Raw genomic sequence first — 19,041 nt, 5'->3', positions numbered from 1 at the left:
TCAGGCGGTTTATATTAACGAGTTACTCAACCAAATCTTTTGGGATCTGCGGCCGCAGTTCTGACCAGACCAGGCCACTTTCTTTACCGTATTTACGCACGGCAAATACCACTTCATCAAACTTACCATTTTCGGCGTACAGTTTAATCTGGTGATAATACTTACGCGCCAGCTCACGAGCTTGCGGGTGAGAGAAGTAAAAACGGGCAATTTTGTTATACAAACCACGAAAGCCGTTTAAAATCAGTACGTAAATCCGGTTAGCAGAATGCAGTGCCAACTCATGGTTCAGGTTATAGTCAAATTCGGCAAAAGCTTCAGCGGTGTCTTCCAGCGCTTCAGCACCGGCAAAAATATCCACCACCTGCTGGGCATGGTTCTTAATAGCACCGCGAATATAGATCGCGCTGATATTGGTGCGCGCTGACAGCAACTCGTCTACCAGTTCCGGCATCCGTTCTTCATCTAACCGCGCCAGCGTTTCAAGAATATTTAAGCCTGACGTTTCCCAAAAGTTATTCACTTTGGTTGGCTTACCATGTTGGATGGTTAACCAGCCATCACGGGCTAAACGCTGTAAAACTTCACGCAAAGTGGTACGGGTTACGCCGATAAGCTCTGATAACTCACGCTCTGCAGGCAGTATTGAACCAGGCGCAAATTTACCGTTCCAAATCGAGTCAACAATATACTCTTCAGCAAACCCGGCCGGGCTTTGCGCTTTTATCAGATTAGTCATGCGGATCTATCCGTCTTCTTGTTCAGAAATTTGCACTGATTGTACCAGAGCGCCAACAGTTAACAAGTCACCGCCTGAAAATAGCCATTGGTAACAGCTTGATTGTACATTGACAACAAATACCGTAGATTAACGGCAGTTGACAAAAATCCCCGTCAGAAGGATAGGAAATGCTACATTATTTCAAACGTTTATCTACTAAGCGCTGGGGCTGGGCTTTGGTAGTCTTGTCATGTCTGATGTTGCTTGGCACAGCGCTGTATTTCCAGTATGGCCTGAATATGCAGCCATGCATCAAATGCATTTATGTACGCAGCGCCTTTACCGGCGTATTGCTGGCCGGCATCATCGGTTTAATTGCCCCCGCTCATACACTGCTACGTGTTGTTGCATTGCTTGGTATGCTGGCTGCTGCACTCTTTGGTGTAATGCAGGCCAATGAGCTATTAGAAATTGAAAAGCTGCTGGCCGAAGGCGGCTTTTTCAGCTGCGCCCTGTTTGCCGATTTTCCTACGTGGATGCCGTTGGACAAATGGTTACCATCAGTATTTGAACCGACCGGTAGCTGTGGCGATACCAGTTGGCAGTTTTTAGGCCAGAGTATGGCCTTCTGGAGCGCATTTTCACTATGTATTTATGCCGCCATTGCGGCGGTACTGTTGTTGTCACAGCTTGTCAGATTAAGCAGCAACCCATACCGGGGCTAATAAAAAATACACAAGCTCTTATAACTAAACAAAAAAACCGGCAAACGCCGGTTTTCTTGTTTATACAGGCTAACGTGCTAAAAATGGATAGTCGGTATAGCCCTCTTTGCCGCTGGCGTAAAACAGCTCTGGCTTAGCAGTGTTTAATGCTGCATCGACAGCAAAACGCTGTACTAAATCCGGGTTTGCAATAAAAGGCACACCAAAGGCCACGGCGTCGGCACTGCCCTCTGCCAGCGCCTTAGTTGCTGAGGCTTTATCAAACTTCTCATTGCTGATATAAACGCCACCAAACTGTTGCTTCAGCATTGGGCCAAGGCTATCTTCGGCTTGCGCTTCCCGGGCACAGATAAACGCAATACCACGCTTACCCAGTTCTTTGGCGACATAACCGAAAGTATCAGCACGCTGTGAGTCACCCATGTCATGAGCATCAGCCCGCGGTGCCAGATGCATACCAACACGGCCGGCTCCCCAGACAGCGACCACGGCATCAGTGACCTCCAGCATCAGACGGGCACGATTTTCAATACTACCACCGTAGTTGTCGTTGCGAGTATTGGTGCTGTCCTGCAGGAACTGATCTAACAAATAGCCATTAGCGCCATGAATTTCAACACCGTCAAAGCCAGCCAGCTTGGCATTTTCTGCCCCTTTGCGGTAGGCCTCGACAATACCTGCTATTTCCGAAGTTTCAAGCGCACGCGGGGTAACAAAATCTTTTTTCGGCCGCACCAAACTGACATGTCCGGCAGGTTGTATCGCGCTTGGCGCTACCGGTAATTCACCGTTTAAATACAACGGGTCAGAAATACGTCCCACATGCCATAGCTGTAACATAATGCGCCCACCCGCTTCATGTACCGCCGCAGTAATTTTGCGCCAGCCTGCAACCTGTTCATCTGACCAGATCCCAGGTGTATCCGGATAGCCCACGCCCATAGGAGTAACAGAGGTTGCCTCAGTCAGAATAAGCCCGGCAGTGGCGCGCTGAGTGTAATATTCGGCCATTAATTCGTTGGGTACGCGGCCTTCGCTGGCGCGACAGCGTGTTAAAGGCGCCATAATAATGCGGTTGGGTAACTGTAAATCGCCGATTTGTATTGGGTCAAATAAGGTTGCCATATCTATATCCTGTGCTGTTGAAAGTACTTATCTATAACTGATGACTGATTTGCGCCAGAAACTGACTGATCATCACGTCATCCCGTTTAAAAAAATGCCATTGCCCGACTTTCTGGCTATTGATAACCCCGGCACGCTGCAGCGTTGCCAGATGTGCCGACACCGTGCTTTGCGACAAGCCGGTTTGACGCTCAATTTTGCCGGCACAAACGCCGAGGCTAAGTGGGTGGTCCTGATCAGCAAAATATTGCTCTGGCGTTTTCAGCCAATGCAAAATATTGCGCCTTACCGGATGCGCCAGCGCCTTAATAATGTCGTCCAGCTGTTTAGCCGTTAATTGTGTAGTATCTGAAAATGCCATAACAAAATCGATTCATTTAAATATCGCGATAAAGCGATATATGCGGGTGCAAAATATGTATTTCAACTGCCCGCGCAAAAATATTTTGTGAGTGCAGCTATTTAAGACTGCTATCTGGGAAATATGCTGACAAGGCGCGTAAAAATCTATGTTCATCCAAGGGGGCACGGTTTAATGGCTTAGCCTGTGCACTTAACATCACCACTACCAGCTGTTTATCGGGGTCAACAAATACGTATTGGCCAAAAATGCCCTCGGCCGCGTAACTTCGGCCATGCAGTGGCCATAACATGTAACCATACTCAACCTCTTTACCATTAATTCTCTGTGCACTGCTTGCGGCATCCAGCCAGCCTTGTGGCAAAACACGCTGCTGGTTAATGATACCGTCATGCAGTAAAAATAAACCAAACCGGCCATAGTCCCGCATTGTTGCTGACAAACCGCTACCACCGATTTCCAACCCACCGGGCGATTCCAGCCACCAGCTGGCATCAGCCTGCATACCAAGTTTTGCCCAGATTTTCTCTGATAAATACTCCGCTACCGGCTTTCCTGTTGCCGCCTGCACCAGGGCGCCAGCTACCTGCGTTTCGCCGGTGCTGTAATTCCACACACTGCCGGGTTGTGCAGCACGCGGTAAAGAGGCCATCAGCTCCAGGATAGCGCCGCTCTTCTGGCTTATTTGCGCCTCTAGCATGCGTCTGCGGTCTGACGCCGGGTCGGTATAGGTTTCATTCCACGCTACCCCGGACCGCATCTGTAACAACTGGCGCACCGTTACACCGTCATAAGCGGTGTTTTTAAACCGAGGCAAGTAATCCACAATCGGGGCATCGACATTTTTTATCGCGCCATCCTGTATCGCCGCACCTATCAGTGTCGCCGTCACTGATTTTGCCACCGACATCGACATCCAGCGTGTATGCTGGTCATTACCCAACTGGTATTTTTCAAACACAACCTCGCCGTGGTGTAAAATCAACATGCCGCTGACACGGTTCATTGACAACACATCGTACAAGTCATACTGCTTGCCATCGACATCGTAGGAGAACTGCTGCAGCGGATTTTTGCTCTGTGGCAACTCAAGTACTGTGTTGCCGCGCTTAACAATGCGGCTGGGAAATAAGCGATCGATGTTGCGAAAGGTATTCACCTGAATATCGGGGTACAATTTGCCATCGTATACTTCGCGCACACTACCAATGGTTTCATTTGCATGACGGTAAGCAGTTTCAGCGGTACTGGCCGAAAAGGCAAACAGCAGACAGATAAGTAGAAAAGCGTTTTTTGTCTGTAAAGCGAACATTGAAATAATATCCTTGGGTTAAAGCTGAGTGGTGTGGCAGCAAATAGCCACCGCGTCTGATACTCAATCAGCGCTGTATGTATTCTTACAAGTAAAAGTACAGCGCATAGTCACAGAGCAGGCACTTTGCCCTTACCTTCGCGTTTTTCAACAGCCGCTTTTCGTAATCTTTCTACTTCTGCTCCGGCGGCCAATTCAGCACTCACCCAAGATGGAATATCAATCATTGTGGTTGTCACACTGTTTGCTGGCTTGGTATCTGTAGCGGTAAGCTTGAATTCCAGCATATTGGCGCATTCATCAAGATTTTTAATCCGGCTTACTCTGAACAAGTCCAGCCGGTACTGACCTGATCTTTTTACAAAAACCATATCCAGGATGCTTTTATTTTTACTGCTGTCAGGCAACGCTACCCCTGTACCATCCTGACTGGCGGACAGGCAGTTTTTATTGCCACTGCCAAACTTCCAGTTCAATGTGTTGCTGTTTGCGGTAGTCGGCTCGCCATATTTATCAATAACCGCTTGCTTAAACTGGCCACCTGTAACCGGATCAATGCCGTTTAGCATCAGGCGTTGCAAACCAACCAGCCGTCCCCCCTCAGGAGGCGGTGAAAAATACAGGGTAATAGAGTCACTGTGCTGTTTACCGTCTTTATATAGCGCTTTATTCGCACCGATTATCCGGTAAACAAAATCATCCGTTTTAAAATTGTGATTTATGCCATCGCTATAACTGTACGACATGCGGGTTTCGTATATTGACTGCTCTTCAATGCCAAAGTCCCGCAGCTTTTGCTTTGCATCTTCAACAGTCATACCAAGTGTAATGCCGATAACATCATATTTACTGCCGCTATCTGCCGCCATAGTGGAAGTTGTTGGCAGAATGCCAGAAACACAGATAGCAAAAACCGCAGAGAATCTTTTTATTAACAGCATAGCCTGCCTCCTTCAGCATGTTTTGTCCGTGTTTAACTATAGAAGGAGTTTTTAATTAGGGGAAAATTGCTGCGGGTGTGGCTGTCACTAGCAGTCATTTAGGCCTGGCGCTTTTCCATTAAAAAATTGGTTAGTCCCACACCCCGCACTTCTTTTTGCTGTTGGCGCACTACAACAAAGCCATAATGCTGAAAAAATGGCTTTGCCGTTATACTGACGTCGGCATAAAAGCGTTTCAGACCATAGCGACGACCGGTTTTTATGATGTGCTGCATCAGCGCTTTGCCTACGCCTTTACCCTGGTATGCATGATGACAAAAGAAGAAGTCGATATAGCCATCATGTTGTACATTGGCAAACCCTACAATAGTGTCATTATCCAGCGCGACAAAGGGCTCACTTTGCATAATACGCAGTGCCCAGGTGTTTGCATCGAAGCGCTCCGGAGCCCAGGCATTACGCTGCTCAAGCGTATAGTCGCGCTGATTTACGTTATGTACAGTGTGATAAAACAGTTCGCGTAAAAGCGGCTCTTCACCAATCTGATAAGGGCGGATGTGATACATACTTACCTGCTGATTATGTGTTGCTACACCTGAAAGCAACAAAGCCCTGCTAAGCAGGGCTTTGTTGCATACTGAGCGCTATTACAGTATAGCTAACAGTTCTACATCGAAAATCAGTGCGCTAAAAGGCGCGATAGCATTACCTGCACCACGCTCGCCGTAAGCCAGGTTGTGCGGAATGTATAAACGCAGTTTGCTGCCAGGTGCCATCAGCTGCAGCGCTTCCGTCCAGCCAGCGATAACGCCGGATACCGGAAATTCTGCCGGCTCGCCACGCTGATAAGAGCTGTCAAACACTGTGCCGTCAATCAAAGTACCGTGGTAGTGCGTACGTACAGTTGAATTGCGAGTTGGCTTTTCGCCTTCTGCCGCCACCAGGACTTCGTATTGTAAGCCTGAGTCAGTTACGGTGATTTCAGGACGCTTGGCGTTTTCAGCCAGGAAAGCTTCACCGGCCTCGGCCAGTAGTTCTGCTTTTTCTGCCTGCTCAGCCTGCATACGCTCGCTGATCACAGTAAAGGCAGCACGAATTTGCTCGTCGCTTACCTCTTGAGTCTGTTCAGTGAAGGCCGCAATCACACCGGCTGCTACCGCGTCGATATCCAGACCTTCAAACGGGTTGTCGGCCAGCTGCTGGCCCATCTGTAAACCGATACCATAGCTGGCGTGCTGTTCAAGCGTTGTATATTTTGACATGAGTTCCACTTATGCTGGAAAAGCCAAACGGCTTTTGGTTAAAAGTGCGCTTATGGTAGCGCATAAGCGCGCGAATGTCTTGTCAGCTCAGGCTGCCAGCTGCTGAACACGCAACCAAATCGAATTTACGTGTTGCTGATCCTGCTCATTCAATTCACCTGTTGTTATAGCCTGCTGTAAAGTACCACTGACCTGACTTATTACATCAGATGCCGCAAAAGGCGCGCCTTCTACTTGCAGTGTGCCTACCGCAAGGTCGAAGTGGCCGCGCAGATAACCTGATGCAAACAGCTCATCGTCAGTCGCAACCGGCACCAATGCATCAAAAAGCTCGGTTACCGCATCAATAAATTGCTCGGGTACTGCTGTTGTCATGTTATTCCTCGTCTTCATAGCCTAAGCGGTACATCACATAATCGTTGTAGCCGGTCAGAATATTAATTAATCCGGTGAGCTGCCTGTCCAATGTCGCATCACCGCTGTCGGCAAGTAACGGCCTGCCATCAAGCTGCTGCAGTTTGGTTTTGCTGGCAATAAGTAAAATGTTATCGCGGCCAATGGCGCGGATAACCTCGGGAGACAACTGCTGATTACCGCGGCCAAACACATGGCCCTGACCACCAATCAACGTAATGATAAGCTTACTCGGCCTGCCCTGCACCAGCTGCAGCAGCTCTGCGGCGGTAACATCTTTGGCTATCAGCTGCCCGTTCTCGACGACATCGACGCCCAGCAGGGTATTATCAACGCCAAGCTCAGCCATGACGGCTGCTACCGTAGAGCCGGAGCCCATTACGTAGCGCACATTATCTTCAAGCTGGCTAACGACATAAGCAGCTAAATCGGCCAGTACCAGCTCTTCAGACTCGCGCCCTCCCATTTTTACGCTTTGCACATAACGCAGCAGCGCAGGGATACGCATCTCGCCAAAGCGGCGAGCTTTTACCACGCCGGTTCTGAACGCCTGTTCATCAATGTCCATTACCGGCGCTTCGCTAAGTGATACCAGCTCGCCAGCCACCAACTTAGCCACCAGCTTACCGGCCGCCTGCGGTGATATAGCATACACGCCAGAGTGAATTTTCACGCCTGCCGGAATACCCAGCACAGTAGTATTATCAGCCACAGCGGCGCAGATATTACGTGCAGTACCATCGCCACCGGCAAACAACAGAATATCCACCCCCTGCTGTGCTAACAGTCTGGCTGCATTTTCGGTATCGTTTGCGCTGGACGGCCATGAAGGTGGTGTATAAATTACCTGGCTTTGCAAACCGAGCTCTTCACAGACGCTGTGGCCCATATCGCCGGCGACGGTTAGTATTTCAAATTTGTCTTTTTGCGCCAGCAGCTCTGTCAACGCCGTTTTTACCCGCTGCATTGCCTGCGGCTTTGCACCAAGCTCCAGTGCTTTTTGCGCCTGACCGTCTGAACCTTTTAAACCAACGCTGCCGCCAAGCCCCGCTAACGGGTTAATAATAAGCCCCAGCCGGAACAGATTAGCCATACTGCATACACCTTTGCTGCTGTGAAAACGGCCGCTATTGTAATGTCTTGCCGGCCCCTTTTCCACCGGGCAGCGTCAGCGCCAGCAAAGTAGCCGCTAAAGCCAATAACGCCGCAGCAGTAAATGTCAGGCTGGCACCAGCGCCGTTCTGCCATAACAAGCCAGAGAAATAGGCACCAATGGCTCCACCACCGCCGAAAATAACACCGGCATACATCGCCTGACCTCGGCTACGCAGCTTCCTTGGAAAAAATTGCTGAATAAACTGCATGGCACAGCTGTGGGCAATCGCGAAGCTACCAGCATGCAGTAACATACTAAAACACAACAGCCAAACGTTATCCGCCACTGTTGCCAGCATGTACCAGCGTAATACCGTCACACCGTAGCAGACGCTCAGCAGCAGCCGGTAGCTTCGGTTACGCATTAAACTGCCGGCAAAATAAAATGCGACGATTTCAGCCAGAATAGCCAGGCCAATAAACAGACCGGTTTGGGTACCGCTGTAGCCCAAATCCCGGCTGTACAGCGTGAAAAACCCATAAAAAGGGGCAAAACTCATCTGTAATAACAACGCCGCCAGCATAAACCGTACTAATACGGTGTTTTTGATAAGTTTCGTAAAACTGACATGCTCGCTGCTAAGCTCTGCGTTGACACTGACGTTAGGTAATAGGAACAAACTGCATAACAGCAGCAATAGAAACAACAACGCCGACAACGGTAAAAACTCGCTTCCATAGCGCTCAAACAGCCAGCCGCCCAGCATAACTAAAACGATATAACCAACACTGCCAGACGTACGAATACGGCCGTAGGCCTGGGTATCATCATTTAAAAAAGCAAAGGCTGATACTTCTAACTGCGGTAAAATAGCCGTCCAGAAAAAACTGAATAACGCAAAACCACATAACAGTGGCCAGAAGCCATAATCGGCAAAGCTGCTTAACCACCCCAAACTGGCGAGTATTGCGCCGCATCGCATCACCAGCAGAGGTTTACCTGTGCGTTCGGCAACCAGTGCCCACACCGAAGGGCCAACAATGCGGCTGGCGGTAACAATTGCCAGTAACAAACCTATGTCAGCTGAGCTCAGCCCGCGGCCATCTAAAAACAGGCCAAAGTAAGGCACGAAAATGCCCAGCACGCCAAAATAGGTAAAGTAAGCCAGCACTAAAGCTGGCCTGGCAGACATTTGCATCATCACGCTGGGTTAATCGCGGTTAACGCGGGCGATATCGGGGGTTGTCACCTGTACATGCAGATTTTGCGCACGGTGACGCAGATAATGATCCATCAGTACAATCGCCAACATCGCCTCAGCAATCGGCACAGCGCGGATGCCAACGCAAGGGTCGTGCCGGCCTTTGGTAACAATATCGACCACCTCGCCAGAGGTATTGATACTTTTACCCGGGATGCTAATACTTGACGTTGGCTTTAACGCCATGCTCACCAGTAAGTCCTGGCCGGATGAAATACCACCGAGCACACCACCGGCATGATTGGCACTGAAACCTTGCGGTGAAAGCTCATCGCGGTGGGTAGAACCACACTGCTCAACCACCGCAAAACCGTCGCCAATTTCAACAGCCTTTACCGCATTAATGCTCATCATCGCATGGGCAATATCTGCATCCAGCCTGTCAAATACGGGTTCGCCCCAGCCGACCGGCATGTTGCTGGCAACAACATTTACCCGGGCGCCCACTGAATCGCCGTCTTTTTTTAGCTGGCGCATATAGTCATCCAGTGCATCCAGCTTTGACGGGTCGGGGCAAAAAAACGGGTTATTTTCGACTTCGTCCCAACTTACCAGCTCAGCTTTTACCGGCCCAAGCTGCGCCAGATACCCGCGGATCTCTATACCACACTGCTCACGCAGGTATTTTTTGGCAATAGCACCGGCAGCAACACGTACCGCTGTTTCGCGCGCTGACGAGCGGCCACCACCCCGGTAATCACGGATGCCGTACTTATGCCAGTAGGTGTAATCGGCGTGACCGGGCCGGAACAAATCTTTGATATTAGAATAATCCTGCGAGCGCTGATCGGTATTTTCTATCAGTAAACCTATGCTGGCTCCGGTCGTGGTGTCTTCAAATACACCGGACAGAATTTTAACCGCATCATCTTCACGCCGCGCCGTGGTGTAGCGTGATGTACCAGGCTTTCGCCGGTCTAAGTCAAGCTGCAGATCTTCCGCTGTCAGCGTCATTCCCGGCGGACAACCATCAACAATCCCCCCAATGGCCGGGCCATGGCTTTCACCGAAAGTTGTGACTTTAAACAATTGCCCGATGCTGTTACCGGCCATAACGACTCCTAACGCTAATAGGTTTTAATACTGATTAATCCTGAAACAAATGCTGACAACGCTCCAACTCAGCTTTGCTGATAGCAAACACGCCAATGCCACCATGCTCAAACTGCAGCCAGTCAAAGGCAACATCCGGATAATCCTGCTGCAGTTGCACCATGCTGTTACCCACTTCACATACCAGCACACCGCCATCGGTAAGATGCTCAGCAGCACCGCGTAAAATGTGTCGTGTCAGCGCCAGCCCATCCTCACCGGACGCCAGTCCCAGCTCAGGCTCATGCCGATACTCGTCCGGCAAATCGGCCATATCGTCGGCATCAACATACGGCGGATTGGTCACGATCAAGTCATACTTAGCTCCGCCAAGCGCACTGTAACCATCTGATAATATGGGAAATACACGCTGCTCAAGGCCATGCTGTTCAATGTTATACTGCGCCACATCAAGGGCATCTTCACTGATATCCACCGCATCAACCTGCGCATCTTCAAAGGCATAAGCGCAGGCAATGGCAATACAACCGGAGCCGGTGCATAAATCCAGTACCTGTTGCACCGGTTTGCCGTTTAACTGACGGATAAATTTACAGTTAATCAGCTCGGCAATAGGTGAGCGCGGTACCAGCACCCGCTCATCAACATAAAACGGTAAACCGGCAAAGTATGCCTGTTGCGTGATATATGCCGCAGGGATCCGCTGTTCTATTCGCTGACGCAACAAGCTTAAAAATTGCTGCCGCTCATCGCGGGTTAGTCTGACATGTAATAGCTTATCGTCCGTCAACGGAGGCAAATGCAGTACAAAGCACAGTAGTCCGGCAGCTTCATCCCATGGATTATCAGTGCCATGCCCCAGATAAACACCGGATTGATTAAGTTTACTGACCGCGAAACGCAGCCAGTCATGCACAGTATGAAGCTCAGCAGCAGCATCGCTTAATAATTCAGGGGTAAACAGCAGTTCGCCAGTGTCGGACATGATGAATTTAAGCTCTTTTTGTATTAACCGGTAAGTTTGAGTAGACTTGCGCCATGCAAAAGAAAGTCAGTGTAACATCACCCGGTATCAGTGCCGAAGACAGTCTGCTGTTTCGCGAGTCGATAACGGGGGCAAGGCCTATTGCGCAGGACAAGATACCGCCAAGCGTCACACCTCGCAAGCAAAAAAGACGTGCAGACGTCTTAAGCCATCAGCTTGATGAAAATTTGTTCTGGTTTTCTGACGAATTCGAAGGTTATGTCGCAGATGGCGGCAGCCTCAGCTGGTTAAGGCAAGGCGACGACCCTCACTTACCGGGGCGGCTGCGTCGCGGTGAGTTTCAGCCACAGGTCTTATTGGATTTGCACGGTATGACCACGCGCGAAGCAAAAACAGAACTGGCCGGTTTGCTGGCCTATTGCGCTAAGCAACACATTAATTGTGCCTGTGTGGTACACGGTAAAGGTCTTGGTATTCTTGCCAGAAAAGTACCGAATTGGCTAATTCAGCATCCTAACGTACGCGCCTTTCATACCGCCCCAAAAAGCTGGGGTAAACATGGCGCCCTGTTGCTGTTACTGCAGATTGACGATTAAACTACCGGCTATCCATGTCAAAAACTAACAAGTGTCAGATCTGCAGGTGATAAACGTTCCAACAACTTCCCTCCCTGCATAGGGCTGTAGTCGATACACGCTAGTTGTGCGGTGCTGAATACCGGCGCCTGCCCTGGCAATGTAAAGGCTTCAACTAGAAAGCTGACCAGTGGCATATGCGAGACAAGTAGCACGCGGGCATCAGGTTTTTCACTGATACAGGCATCGAAATAACTTTTAAATAGTGCAGCATCGGCGTCTGGTACCAGCTCCGGCAATAGTTCTAACTGGCTAAACGGAGCCTGCTTAGCTAACATTAATTCGGCAGTCTGGCGGGTTCGCTTGTAAGGGCTGGCCCAAATCCAGTCAAATGCAGCATAATGTTGCTGTAACCACAGTGCCATCTGGTTAACTTCATGCTGCCCACGGTCGGTAAGCTGCCGCTGGCTATCTTCAGATGACAGTGGTTCAGCCTCACCGTGGCGCATAATAACGAGATTTACCATTTTTGTGACACCATACTGCTCTGGGTTTCCTGTTAACTGAACCGGGGCAGATAACAATACGCCGGGTAAAAATTGTGCGCTATGATAATGAAAGTTACCACTAAGAGTAACTGCTATTAACGCATAACACCCAAGTTGCTTATTACTTATTGCTATGACAATGTGTATTCAGATTTATATTGTCGCTACCTGAAAAGGCGCTACTGTTGGAAAATAGCCAAATATTGCAAAGCCCTAACGACTGCCGGCAATACCAGTATCTGACACTGGAAAATGGTTTAGCCGTGCTGCTGGTGCATCAGGCCGACAGCGAAAAAAGTGCTGCAGCCCTGACAGTGAATGTCGGACACTTTGACGACCCCGCCGAGCGCGAAGGGTTAGCTCACTTTCTGGAACATATGCTATTTCTTGGCTCAGTTAACTATCCTGATGCCGGCGAATATCAGCATTTTATTAACCATCACGGTGGCAGCCATAATGCATGGACCGGCACTGAGCACAGCAGCTTTTTCTTTGATATTGATACGCGTTTTTTTGCTGAAGCACTGGCACGCTTTGCCGATATGTTCAGCCAACCTTTATTCAACAGTGAATACGTTGAGAAAGAGCGCCATGCTATTGAAGCTGAGTTTTCGCTGAAATTAAAAGACGATGGCCGGCGTATATATCAGGCTCATAAAGAGAGCATTAACCCGGCGCATCCTTTTGCCAAGTTCTCTGTCGGTAACCTGAGTACTTTGGCCGACACAGAACAAGGCAGCTTACAGCATGCACTGCAAGAATTCTTTGCCACCCAGTACAGCGCCAGCCGGATGACACTGACATTGGTGTCGTCCTTGCCTTTGGTTCAGCAGCAACAGTATGTTGAACAGTATTTTTACACCCTGCCCTCGCATTTGCCGAAAAAGCCACCGCTCGACGTGCCACTCTATCTGCAGCAGCACCAGGCAATACAATTGAACATTCAGCCGCATCGCGACACACAAAAATTGGTAGTCAGCTTTGCGCTACCGGATATACAGCCTTGGTACCGGCATAAAGTGATCAGTTTTATTGCACATATACTCGGTGATGAAGGGCCGGGGTCATTGCTAAGTTTACTTAAACAGCAGGATTTAGTTAACCAACTCAGTGCTGGTGGCGGCATTGATGGCAGTAATTATAAAGACTTTACCATTTCGTTTGAGCTGACCGAAAAAGGGCTGACCGAGCGGGATCGTATTTTACAGGCGCTTTTTAGTATGCTGGCTATGTTAAAAGCCAGGCCACTGCCACAGTCATTATTTGCCGAACGGCAGAAATTACTGCACTGGGCATATCTGTATCAGGAGCCGGCTACCGCGCTGCAAACAGCAACTCATCTGTCAGTCAGCATGCAACATTACCCTGTGCACGACATTATTTTTGGCGACTACCGGATGGAGCAGCCAAACGAAGCGTTGTATCAACAGGTGCTTGGCTACTTTAACAGTGAAAATATGCGTCTGATGCTGATTGCACCTGGCGTACCGGTACAACAGCAGGCGCGTTGGTACCATACGCCTTACAGCATTGACAAACTGAAACCCGACTTATTGGCACAGCTCAGCAACGCCAAACCTGATCCTCAGCTACGTTTACCTGCTACCAATCCCTATCTTGACGGTGACATCACGCTGCTGGCGCCAGACAAACATATGGACAACCCGGTGTGTATTCATGATGAGAAGTCATTGTGTATCTGGTACAAAGCTGATACCGAGTTTGCCAGTCCCAAAGGCCACCTGTTTGTCCAGCTCAGTTTGCCACAAAGTTTGGGGAATTGCCGGCAACTGGCCGCGACACGGCTTTGGGTTGAGCTTTTTCTGGACAACATTAACCAGCAATTCTATGCCGCAACGACTATCGGCCTGGTGTACAACCTCCATGTGCAGCGTCAGGGTATCAGTATTCACACCAGCGGTCTGAGTGCTAACCAACTCAGGCTGTTACAGGATTTACTGCAACAGATGCTGCAGCAGGATTTCAGTGCGCACCGCTTTAGTGAACTTAAACGTCAACTCAGCCGGCACTGGCGTAACAGCAGCAAAAATAAGCCGGTAGCACGCTTGTTTAGCCAGCTTTCGGCTTTATTGCAGCCACAAAACCCAGAAATAGATATACTGGCCGACGCACTGGAAGAGCTGGATTTCCAGAGCTTCATACAATTTCATCAGCAATTACTGCAACAGGTACATATTGAAAGTCTGATGCTTGGTAATTGGACATCCGCTCAGGCTCAGCAACTAACTACAATCCTGAAACAGTGGCAAACAAAGCTGCCTGATACAGGAAACCGATTACCGAATCCCCAATTTAACATACAGGGGCTGGGGCCTGTCTGGCTGCAACTGGACGTAGAGCACAGCGACCATGCATTGGTAATATATCTGCCTGCGCAGCATGCCACGCCCGAGCAAATGGCGCTGTTTATGCTTGCTAACCATGTTATGTCGCCAGAGTACTTTCATCAGCTTCGCACTGAGCAGCAGCTCGGTTATCTGGTAGGAACCGGTTATGTGCCTATTAATATGCTACCCGGCATAGCTTTTTATGTGCAATCACCAACAACCCGTTGTGATACCTTGTATGAAGCAACAGTGATGTTTTTCCGTGCTTTTTTATCTGACACTGAGACATTATCTGCCGAGGAGTTCGCCGAAATTAAGCACGGGATATTAGCGCAGCTTAACGAGCGTGATAACAGCCTGGGCGCCAGGGCCAAACGTTATTGGCTGGCATTGGGCCAGCAGGATTACAGTTTTGCGTTAAATGAACGTATTGTGCAAAGCATGCAACAACTTACGCTGGAGCAATTTACCGGTTTTTTACAGCAACTGCTGTTGCCCGATTACGACGCTATCTTTCTGGCAACAGATAGTAAGCCAGAACATAGCCACTTGCGCTTCAGTGACCCACAAAGCCTGAAGCAGCAGTTGAAACAAACGCAAATTGGTTTTGACACTACAGATAAAGTTATATAACGTGGAAACTCGTATTATCCGGTAGCTGCTATAAGTGTCTCTAAAGCAAAAAATTATTATAATAATCAGCGCTATTTTGTTCAGCTGCCTACCTTTTAGCTTATACGCAACGGGTTGGGATTACCTGCAACCTTATACGCTGAGCCTGGTGCTATTGGGCTCTTTCGGTGCCCTGGTTCTGGCACATCTTAGCATTGTAAAAATGCGGCGTTATCAAACCAAACTCGAACAAAGCGAAGAACGGCTGCGCCTGTCTTTATGGGGTAGCGGCGACGAGTTATGGGACTGGAAAATCGGTAGCAGCGAATTATACCGTTCAAGTTCCTGGTTACATCCGGTTGAACTGACGCCTGAATCACAAGATTTTCCACCAAATAAAGCCCAAATCCATCCGCAGGACCTGGAGAGGGTCAGCCAGTTATTACAAGATCATCTGGACGGGAAAACAGCGCATTTTGAAGCGACTTACCGCTTAAAGGGCGCTGACAACAACTGGATCTGGGTGTTAGACCGCGGTAAGACGGTTTCTTTTTCTGCAAACGGCAAACCTGCCCGGATGACAGGCACCCTGAAAAATATTAACCAGTTAAAACAGACTGAAGAGCAATTGCAGCTATTTGCCCGCTGCCTGAAAACAATATCCGACGCTGTCGTTATCTGTGACACCAATTTTACTATTCTCGAAGTAAACCCTTCGTTTAGCAAAATCACCGGCAAAAGCCGCGAGCAAATACTGCAACAGCGCTTTGAGCTGTCCCTGTATCCCAGTGCCTTTATGCACGACGTGAATAGACAACTGGCTAAAACCGGCACCTGGAGTGGCGAAATTCAGGAACAGCACCAAAACGGCAACATATACCAGGCGGAGCTGACTTTTGATCAGATAAAAGACGACCAGGGCAATGTAACCCAGTATGTGGCTGTGTTTTCAGATATTACCGAACGTAAACAACGTGAAGCCGAGCTACACCGCCTTGCCAACAGCGACACCTTAACCGGCTTGCCCAACCGGGCCCAGTTTATGCAAAAACTGGGGGAACTCGTCAGCAGCAAAACTGAGCACGCTTTGCTGGTGTTTGATTTAGACAACTTTAAAAAAATCAATGACTCGCTTGGCCATGAACTGGGCGATAGCCTGCTGTGTAAATTGGCTGATCGGTTAAGCAGTTACAGTAAATATCACAGTAAACTATACCGTCTTGGTGGCGATGAATTCGCTATTATGTTGGATCAAACCAATGATCTGCATCATATCACCTCGTTAGCAAAAGAACTGCTGGCGTTAATCAATCAGCCGCTATTGGTCAACCAGCATGAACTGGTGATAACCAGTAGCGTTGGTATAGTGCTGTTCCCGGATGATGGTATGGATCCGCAGGCATTGCTGCGAAATGCAGACACGGCGATGTACCACGCTAAAAGCCAGGGTGCAAACCGGTACCTGTTCTTCAATGATTCTATGAATAAACTGGCGGTTAAAAGACTGCAGTTGGAAAACCTGATACGGCATGGTTTAAAAGAAGATTACTTTGCAGTGTATTATCAGCCGAAAATGGACATTGTTAGCGGCCAGCTGGTCGGCATGGAGGCACTGGTACGTTTTATTACGCCCAAAGGCGGTATCGTAAGCCCCGCCAGCTTTATTCCGGTAGCAGAAGAGACCGGGCAGATCATCGAAATTGGTGAAGTCGTATTACGCAAGGCGTGCCAGGCTGTTAAAGGCTGGATAGATCAGGGGCTGTTTCAAGGCCGGGTTGCAGTAAATTTATCGTCACGTCAGTTTAGTCTGCCATATTTATGTGAATTGATTGACGACACTTTGCAGCAAGCTGAGCTGCCGTCTTATCACCTTGAGCTTGAGATCACTGAAGGCACAGTTATGCAGTCTCCGCCGCAGGCGATTGAGACGATGAAAAAACTGCGTGCCCGAGGTATTCACCTGGCGATGGATGACTTTGGCACCGGCTATTCTTCGCTGGCGTATTTAAAACAGTTTCCGCTAAACACACTAAAAATTGATAAAGCTTTTATTGATGATATGAACACAGCCCGCGGTCGTAATATGGTCGATACCATCATGACGATAGCCCACAACCTAAGCCTGAGTGTGGTTGCAGAAGGTGTTGAGCAGGAAGACCAATTGGCAATGCTGCGCAAACTTCGCTGTGACGTGATACAGGGCTACTACTACAGCAAACCGCTTTCAGACAGCGAATTTACCCACTTCCTGCAGGAACAAAAAGCCCGTCGCATCAAACTCAGCGCTGTACCGGTTTAATCAGACTGCAGCCACAAAAAAGCCCCTATGTGCAGGGGCTTTTTTTGCTAATCAGCATCGGTCTCGACGTAAGAGAAGTCGTCACTGCCATCGGCAATTCGCTTCTTACCAAACACCGTATGAAACTTGCGCTTTTCTGCAAGCCGTTGCCGGTATTTCAGCCAGGTCTTTTCATACGCTGTGGTGGCAGGCTCTTCGCCTTTACACACTGCAATAAAGCGTTTCTCTTCATCATTCACTGGTGCACGACTGCCCTGCTCCAGTTCCTGCATTGCCACCCCATGTTTCTCCAGCATATTACCTTCTGCCAGAGTAAAGCGCCCGGACCGCGTAAATCCTTTTGGGAAATTACGGTCATCGAAAAAGCGACGGTTAGCGACAAAACTTTGCTGCATCACTTTTTTCCTCTAATCTCGTTGAATATCAAGCCAGCCTGTTTAAACTGTGCGGAGTATGGTTAACAATATTCCTGTCGTAAAACAAATATTTTTTATCGACACCATAAATTTTTTAAAGGGTCAAATTTGGATACCGAACTGCTTAAAACCTTTATCGAAGTTCAGCGTACCAGACATTTTGGTAAAGCCGCCGAAAATCTCTATTTAACACAGTCAGCCGTCAGTTTTCGTATCCGTCAGCTTGAGCAACAATTAGGGGTAAATCTGTTCAGCCGCTATCGCAACAACATTCAGCTTACCGCGTCCGGTGAGCGCCTGTTACCGCATGCAGAAGCTATGCTGGCAGCACTACAACGCGCCAAGCAGGCTATGGCGGTTAGTGCAGAACAAGCAGCACCGCTATCTATTGCAGCAACTGCGAATGTCTGGGATGCGTTTTTACTGCAAGGCTTTATCAGGTTACAGCAAGCCCTGCCCGATCTGTCATGGCGTGCAGAATCAATGGGCAAAGATCAGATAGCACGTCAGGTGCTGGAGCGACATCTCGATTTAGCCATTTTGTTCGACGCACCAAAAATGGACGAAATGCAAATAGATAAACTGGGTGATATCAAACTGGTACCGGTCACGACCTTTGCTGATAATAGTGCGGCCAGCGCGATGCGACACAGCTACATACACATTGATTGGGGTACTGCCTTCGATACACAACACGCCCGCTTTTTTCCGGAACTGCCAGCTCCTTACATCCGCACAGGCAGTGCACGCATCGCTCTGGAACTGATGCAGCAAAGTGGAGGCTCAGCTTATCTGCCGGAGACGATGGTGCAGAACCTGATGGCTGACAGCAGTTTGAAGCTGATTAAAGACGCCCCGGTAATGACCAGGGAGTTGTTTGCAATATCGCTGCCTAAAGCAGCGCCACGCAAGCAAATCAGTGAGATTATTACTCAGTTACGCAATGCACTGCTACAGAGCTGAAAAACTCAGGGCCGGAATAAACCG

General features: G+C 49.0%; 19 protein-coding genes. 5 read left to right on the top strand and 14 right to left on the bottom strand.

Annotated features, from left to right (window positions below; translation table 11 throughout):
* Positions 1-22: 22 nt before the first annotated feature.
* Positions 23-739: a fatty acid metabolism transcriptional regulator FadR gene (fadR, locus tag AC5SV9_RS18160; RefSeq protein ID WP_134055500.1), complete on the bottom strand. Its 717-nt coding sequence runs from the start codon at positions 737-739 to the stop codon at positions 23-25.
* A 170-nt stretch (positions 740-909) separates the two neighbouring features.
* Here fadR and dsbB point away from each other — a divergent pair, with 170 nt between their 5' ends.
* Entirely contained in the window at positions 910-1,446 is a 537-nt protein-coding gene (gene dsbB / locus AC5SV9_RS18155; RefSeq protein ID WP_475149215.1) for a disulfide bond formation protein DsbB, read from the top strand.
* 69 nt (positions 1,447-1,515) lie between these two features.
* Here the strand turns inward: dsbB and AC5SV9_RS18150 are convergent, their stop codons facing one another.
* From AC5SV9_RS18150 to prmB, 11 genes are all read right to left on the bottom strand, one after another.
* Positions 1,516-2,571 (bottom strand): alkene reductase, encoded by a 1,056-nt coding sequence (locus AC5SV9_RS18150; protein ID WP_475149213.1) that lies wholly within the window; start codon positions 2,569-2,571, stop codon positions 1,516-1,518.
* Positions 2,572-2,602: 31 nt separating this feature from the next.
* Positions 2,603-2,932, bottom strand: coding sequence for an ArsR/SmtB family transcription factor (locus AC5SV9_RS18145; protein WP_417706734.1), 330 nt, complete (start codon positions 2,930-2,932; stop codon positions 2,603-2,605).
* 97 nt (positions 2,933-3,029) lie between these two features.
* On the bottom strand, positions 3,030-4,244 hold the full coding sequence (locus AC5SV9_RS18140; protein ID WP_475149211.1) for a serine hydrolase domain-containing protein: 1,215 nt from the start codon (positions 4,242-4,244) through the stop codon (positions 3,030-3,032).
* A gap of 110 nt (positions 4,245-4,354) precedes the next feature.
* Complete coding sequence (locus AC5SV9_RS18135; RefSeq protein WP_475149210.1) at positions 4,355-5,185, bottom strand: hypothetical protein; 831 nt, start codon at positions 5,183-5,185, stop codon at positions 4,355-4,357.
* A 98-nt stretch (positions 5,186-5,283) separates the two neighbouring features.
* A complete protein-coding gene (locus AC5SV9_RS18130) occupies positions 5,284-5,751 on the bottom strand; it encodes a GNAT family N-acetyltransferase (protein WP_475149209.1) in 468 nt (155 codons plus the stop codon).
* 81 nt (positions 5,752-5,832) lie between these two features.
* Entirely contained in the window at positions 5,833-6,447 is a 615-nt protein-coding gene (gene bamJ / locus AC5SV9_RS18125) for a BamJ family beta-barrel-assembly machinery protein (RefSeq protein ID WP_475149207.1), read from the bottom strand.
* Between the two features lie 87 nt (positions 6,448-6,534).
* Complete coding sequence (locus AC5SV9_RS18120; RefSeq protein ID WP_475149206.1) at positions 6,535-6,822, bottom strand: YfcL family protein; 288 nt, start codon at positions 6,820-6,822, stop codon at positions 6,535-6,537.
* A gap of 1 nt (position 6,823) precedes the next feature.
* On the bottom strand, positions 6,824-7,954 hold the full coding sequence (locus AC5SV9_RS18115; RefSeq protein ID WP_475149205.1) for an ATP-NAD kinase family protein: 1,131 nt from the start codon (positions 7,952-7,954) through the stop codon (positions 6,824-6,826).
* A 34-nt stretch (positions 7,955-7,988) separates the two neighbouring features.
* On the bottom strand, positions 7,989-9,149 hold the full coding sequence (locus tag AC5SV9_RS18110; RefSeq protein WP_475149202.1) for an MFS transporter: 1,161 nt from the start codon (positions 9,147-9,149) through the stop codon (positions 7,989-7,991).
* A gap of 18 nt (positions 9,150-9,167) precedes the next feature.
* Complete coding sequence (gene aroC, locus AC5SV9_RS18105; RefSeq protein ID WP_475149201.1) at positions 9,168-10,271, bottom strand: chorismate synthase; 1,104 nt, start codon at positions 10,269-10,271, stop codon at positions 9,168-9,170.
* Between the two features lie 34 nt (positions 10,272-10,305).
* Complete coding sequence (gene prmB, locus AC5SV9_RS18100) at positions 10,306-11,256, bottom strand: 50S ribosomal protein L3 N(5)-glutamine methyltransferase (protein WP_475149199.1); 951 nt, start codon at positions 11,254-11,256, stop codon at positions 10,306-10,308.
* A 53-nt stretch (positions 11,257-11,309) separates the two neighbouring features.
* Between prmB and smrB the strand changes: the two genes are divergently transcribed.
* On the top strand, positions 11,310-11,852 hold the full coding sequence (gene smrB, locus AC5SV9_RS18095; protein ID WP_475149196.1) for an endonuclease SmrB: 543 nt from the start codon (positions 11,310-11,312) through the stop codon (positions 11,850-11,852).
* A gap of 17 nt (positions 11,853-11,869) precedes the next feature.
* On the opposite strand, the gene sixA is transcribed toward smrB, so the two are convergent.
* Positions 11,870-12,358, bottom strand: a complete 489-nt coding sequence (sixA, locus tag AC5SV9_RS18090; protein ID WP_475149194.1) for a phosphohistidine phosphatase SixA — start codon at positions 12,356-12,358, stop codon at positions 11,870-11,872.
* Between the two features lie 206 nt (positions 12,359-12,564).
* Between sixA and AC5SV9_RS18085 the strand changes: the two genes are divergently transcribed.
* Together AC5SV9_RS18085 and AC5SV9_RS18080 are read left to right on the top strand one after the other, a co-directional pair.
* Positions 12,565-15,360 carry an insulinase family protein gene (locus tag AC5SV9_RS18085; RefSeq protein WP_475149192.1) on the top strand — a complete coding sequence of 932 codons (2,796 nt, stop codon included), beginning with the start codon at positions 12,565-12,567 and terminating at the stop codon, positions 15,358-15,360.
* Between the two features lie 34 nt (positions 15,361-15,394).
* Positions 15,395-17,638 carry a putative bifunctional diguanylate cyclase/phosphodiesterase gene (locus AC5SV9_RS18080; RefSeq protein ID WP_495473524.1) on the top strand — a complete coding sequence of 748 codons (2,244 nt, stop codon included), beginning with the start codon at positions 15,395-15,397 and terminating at the stop codon, positions 17,636-17,638.
* Between the two features lie 47 nt (positions 17,639-17,685).
* On the opposite strand, the gene AC5SV9_RS18075 is transcribed toward AC5SV9_RS18080, so the two are convergent.
* The gene (locus AC5SV9_RS18075) at positions 17,686-18,033 is read right to left on the bottom strand and encodes a MaoP family protein (protein ID WP_475149187.1); all 348 of its coding nucleotides are present in this window, start codon (positions 18,031-18,033) and stop codon (positions 17,686-17,688) included.
* A 129-nt stretch (positions 18,034-18,162) separates the two neighbouring features.
* Here AC5SV9_RS18075 and hdfR point away from each other — a divergent pair, with 129 nt between their 5' ends.
* Entirely contained in the window at positions 18,163-19,017 is an 855-nt protein-coding gene (gene hdfR / locus AC5SV9_RS18070) for an HTH-type transcriptional regulator HdfR (RefSeq protein WP_475149185.1), read from the top strand.
* The last annotated feature ends 24 nt before the right edge of the window (positions 19,018-19,041 follow it).

Source organism: Rheinheimera sp. ATLC3 (genome assembly GCF_059429535.1).
Note: the sequence above shows the minus strand (reverse complement) of the source record. Positions and strands in the feature narration are given on the sequence as shown.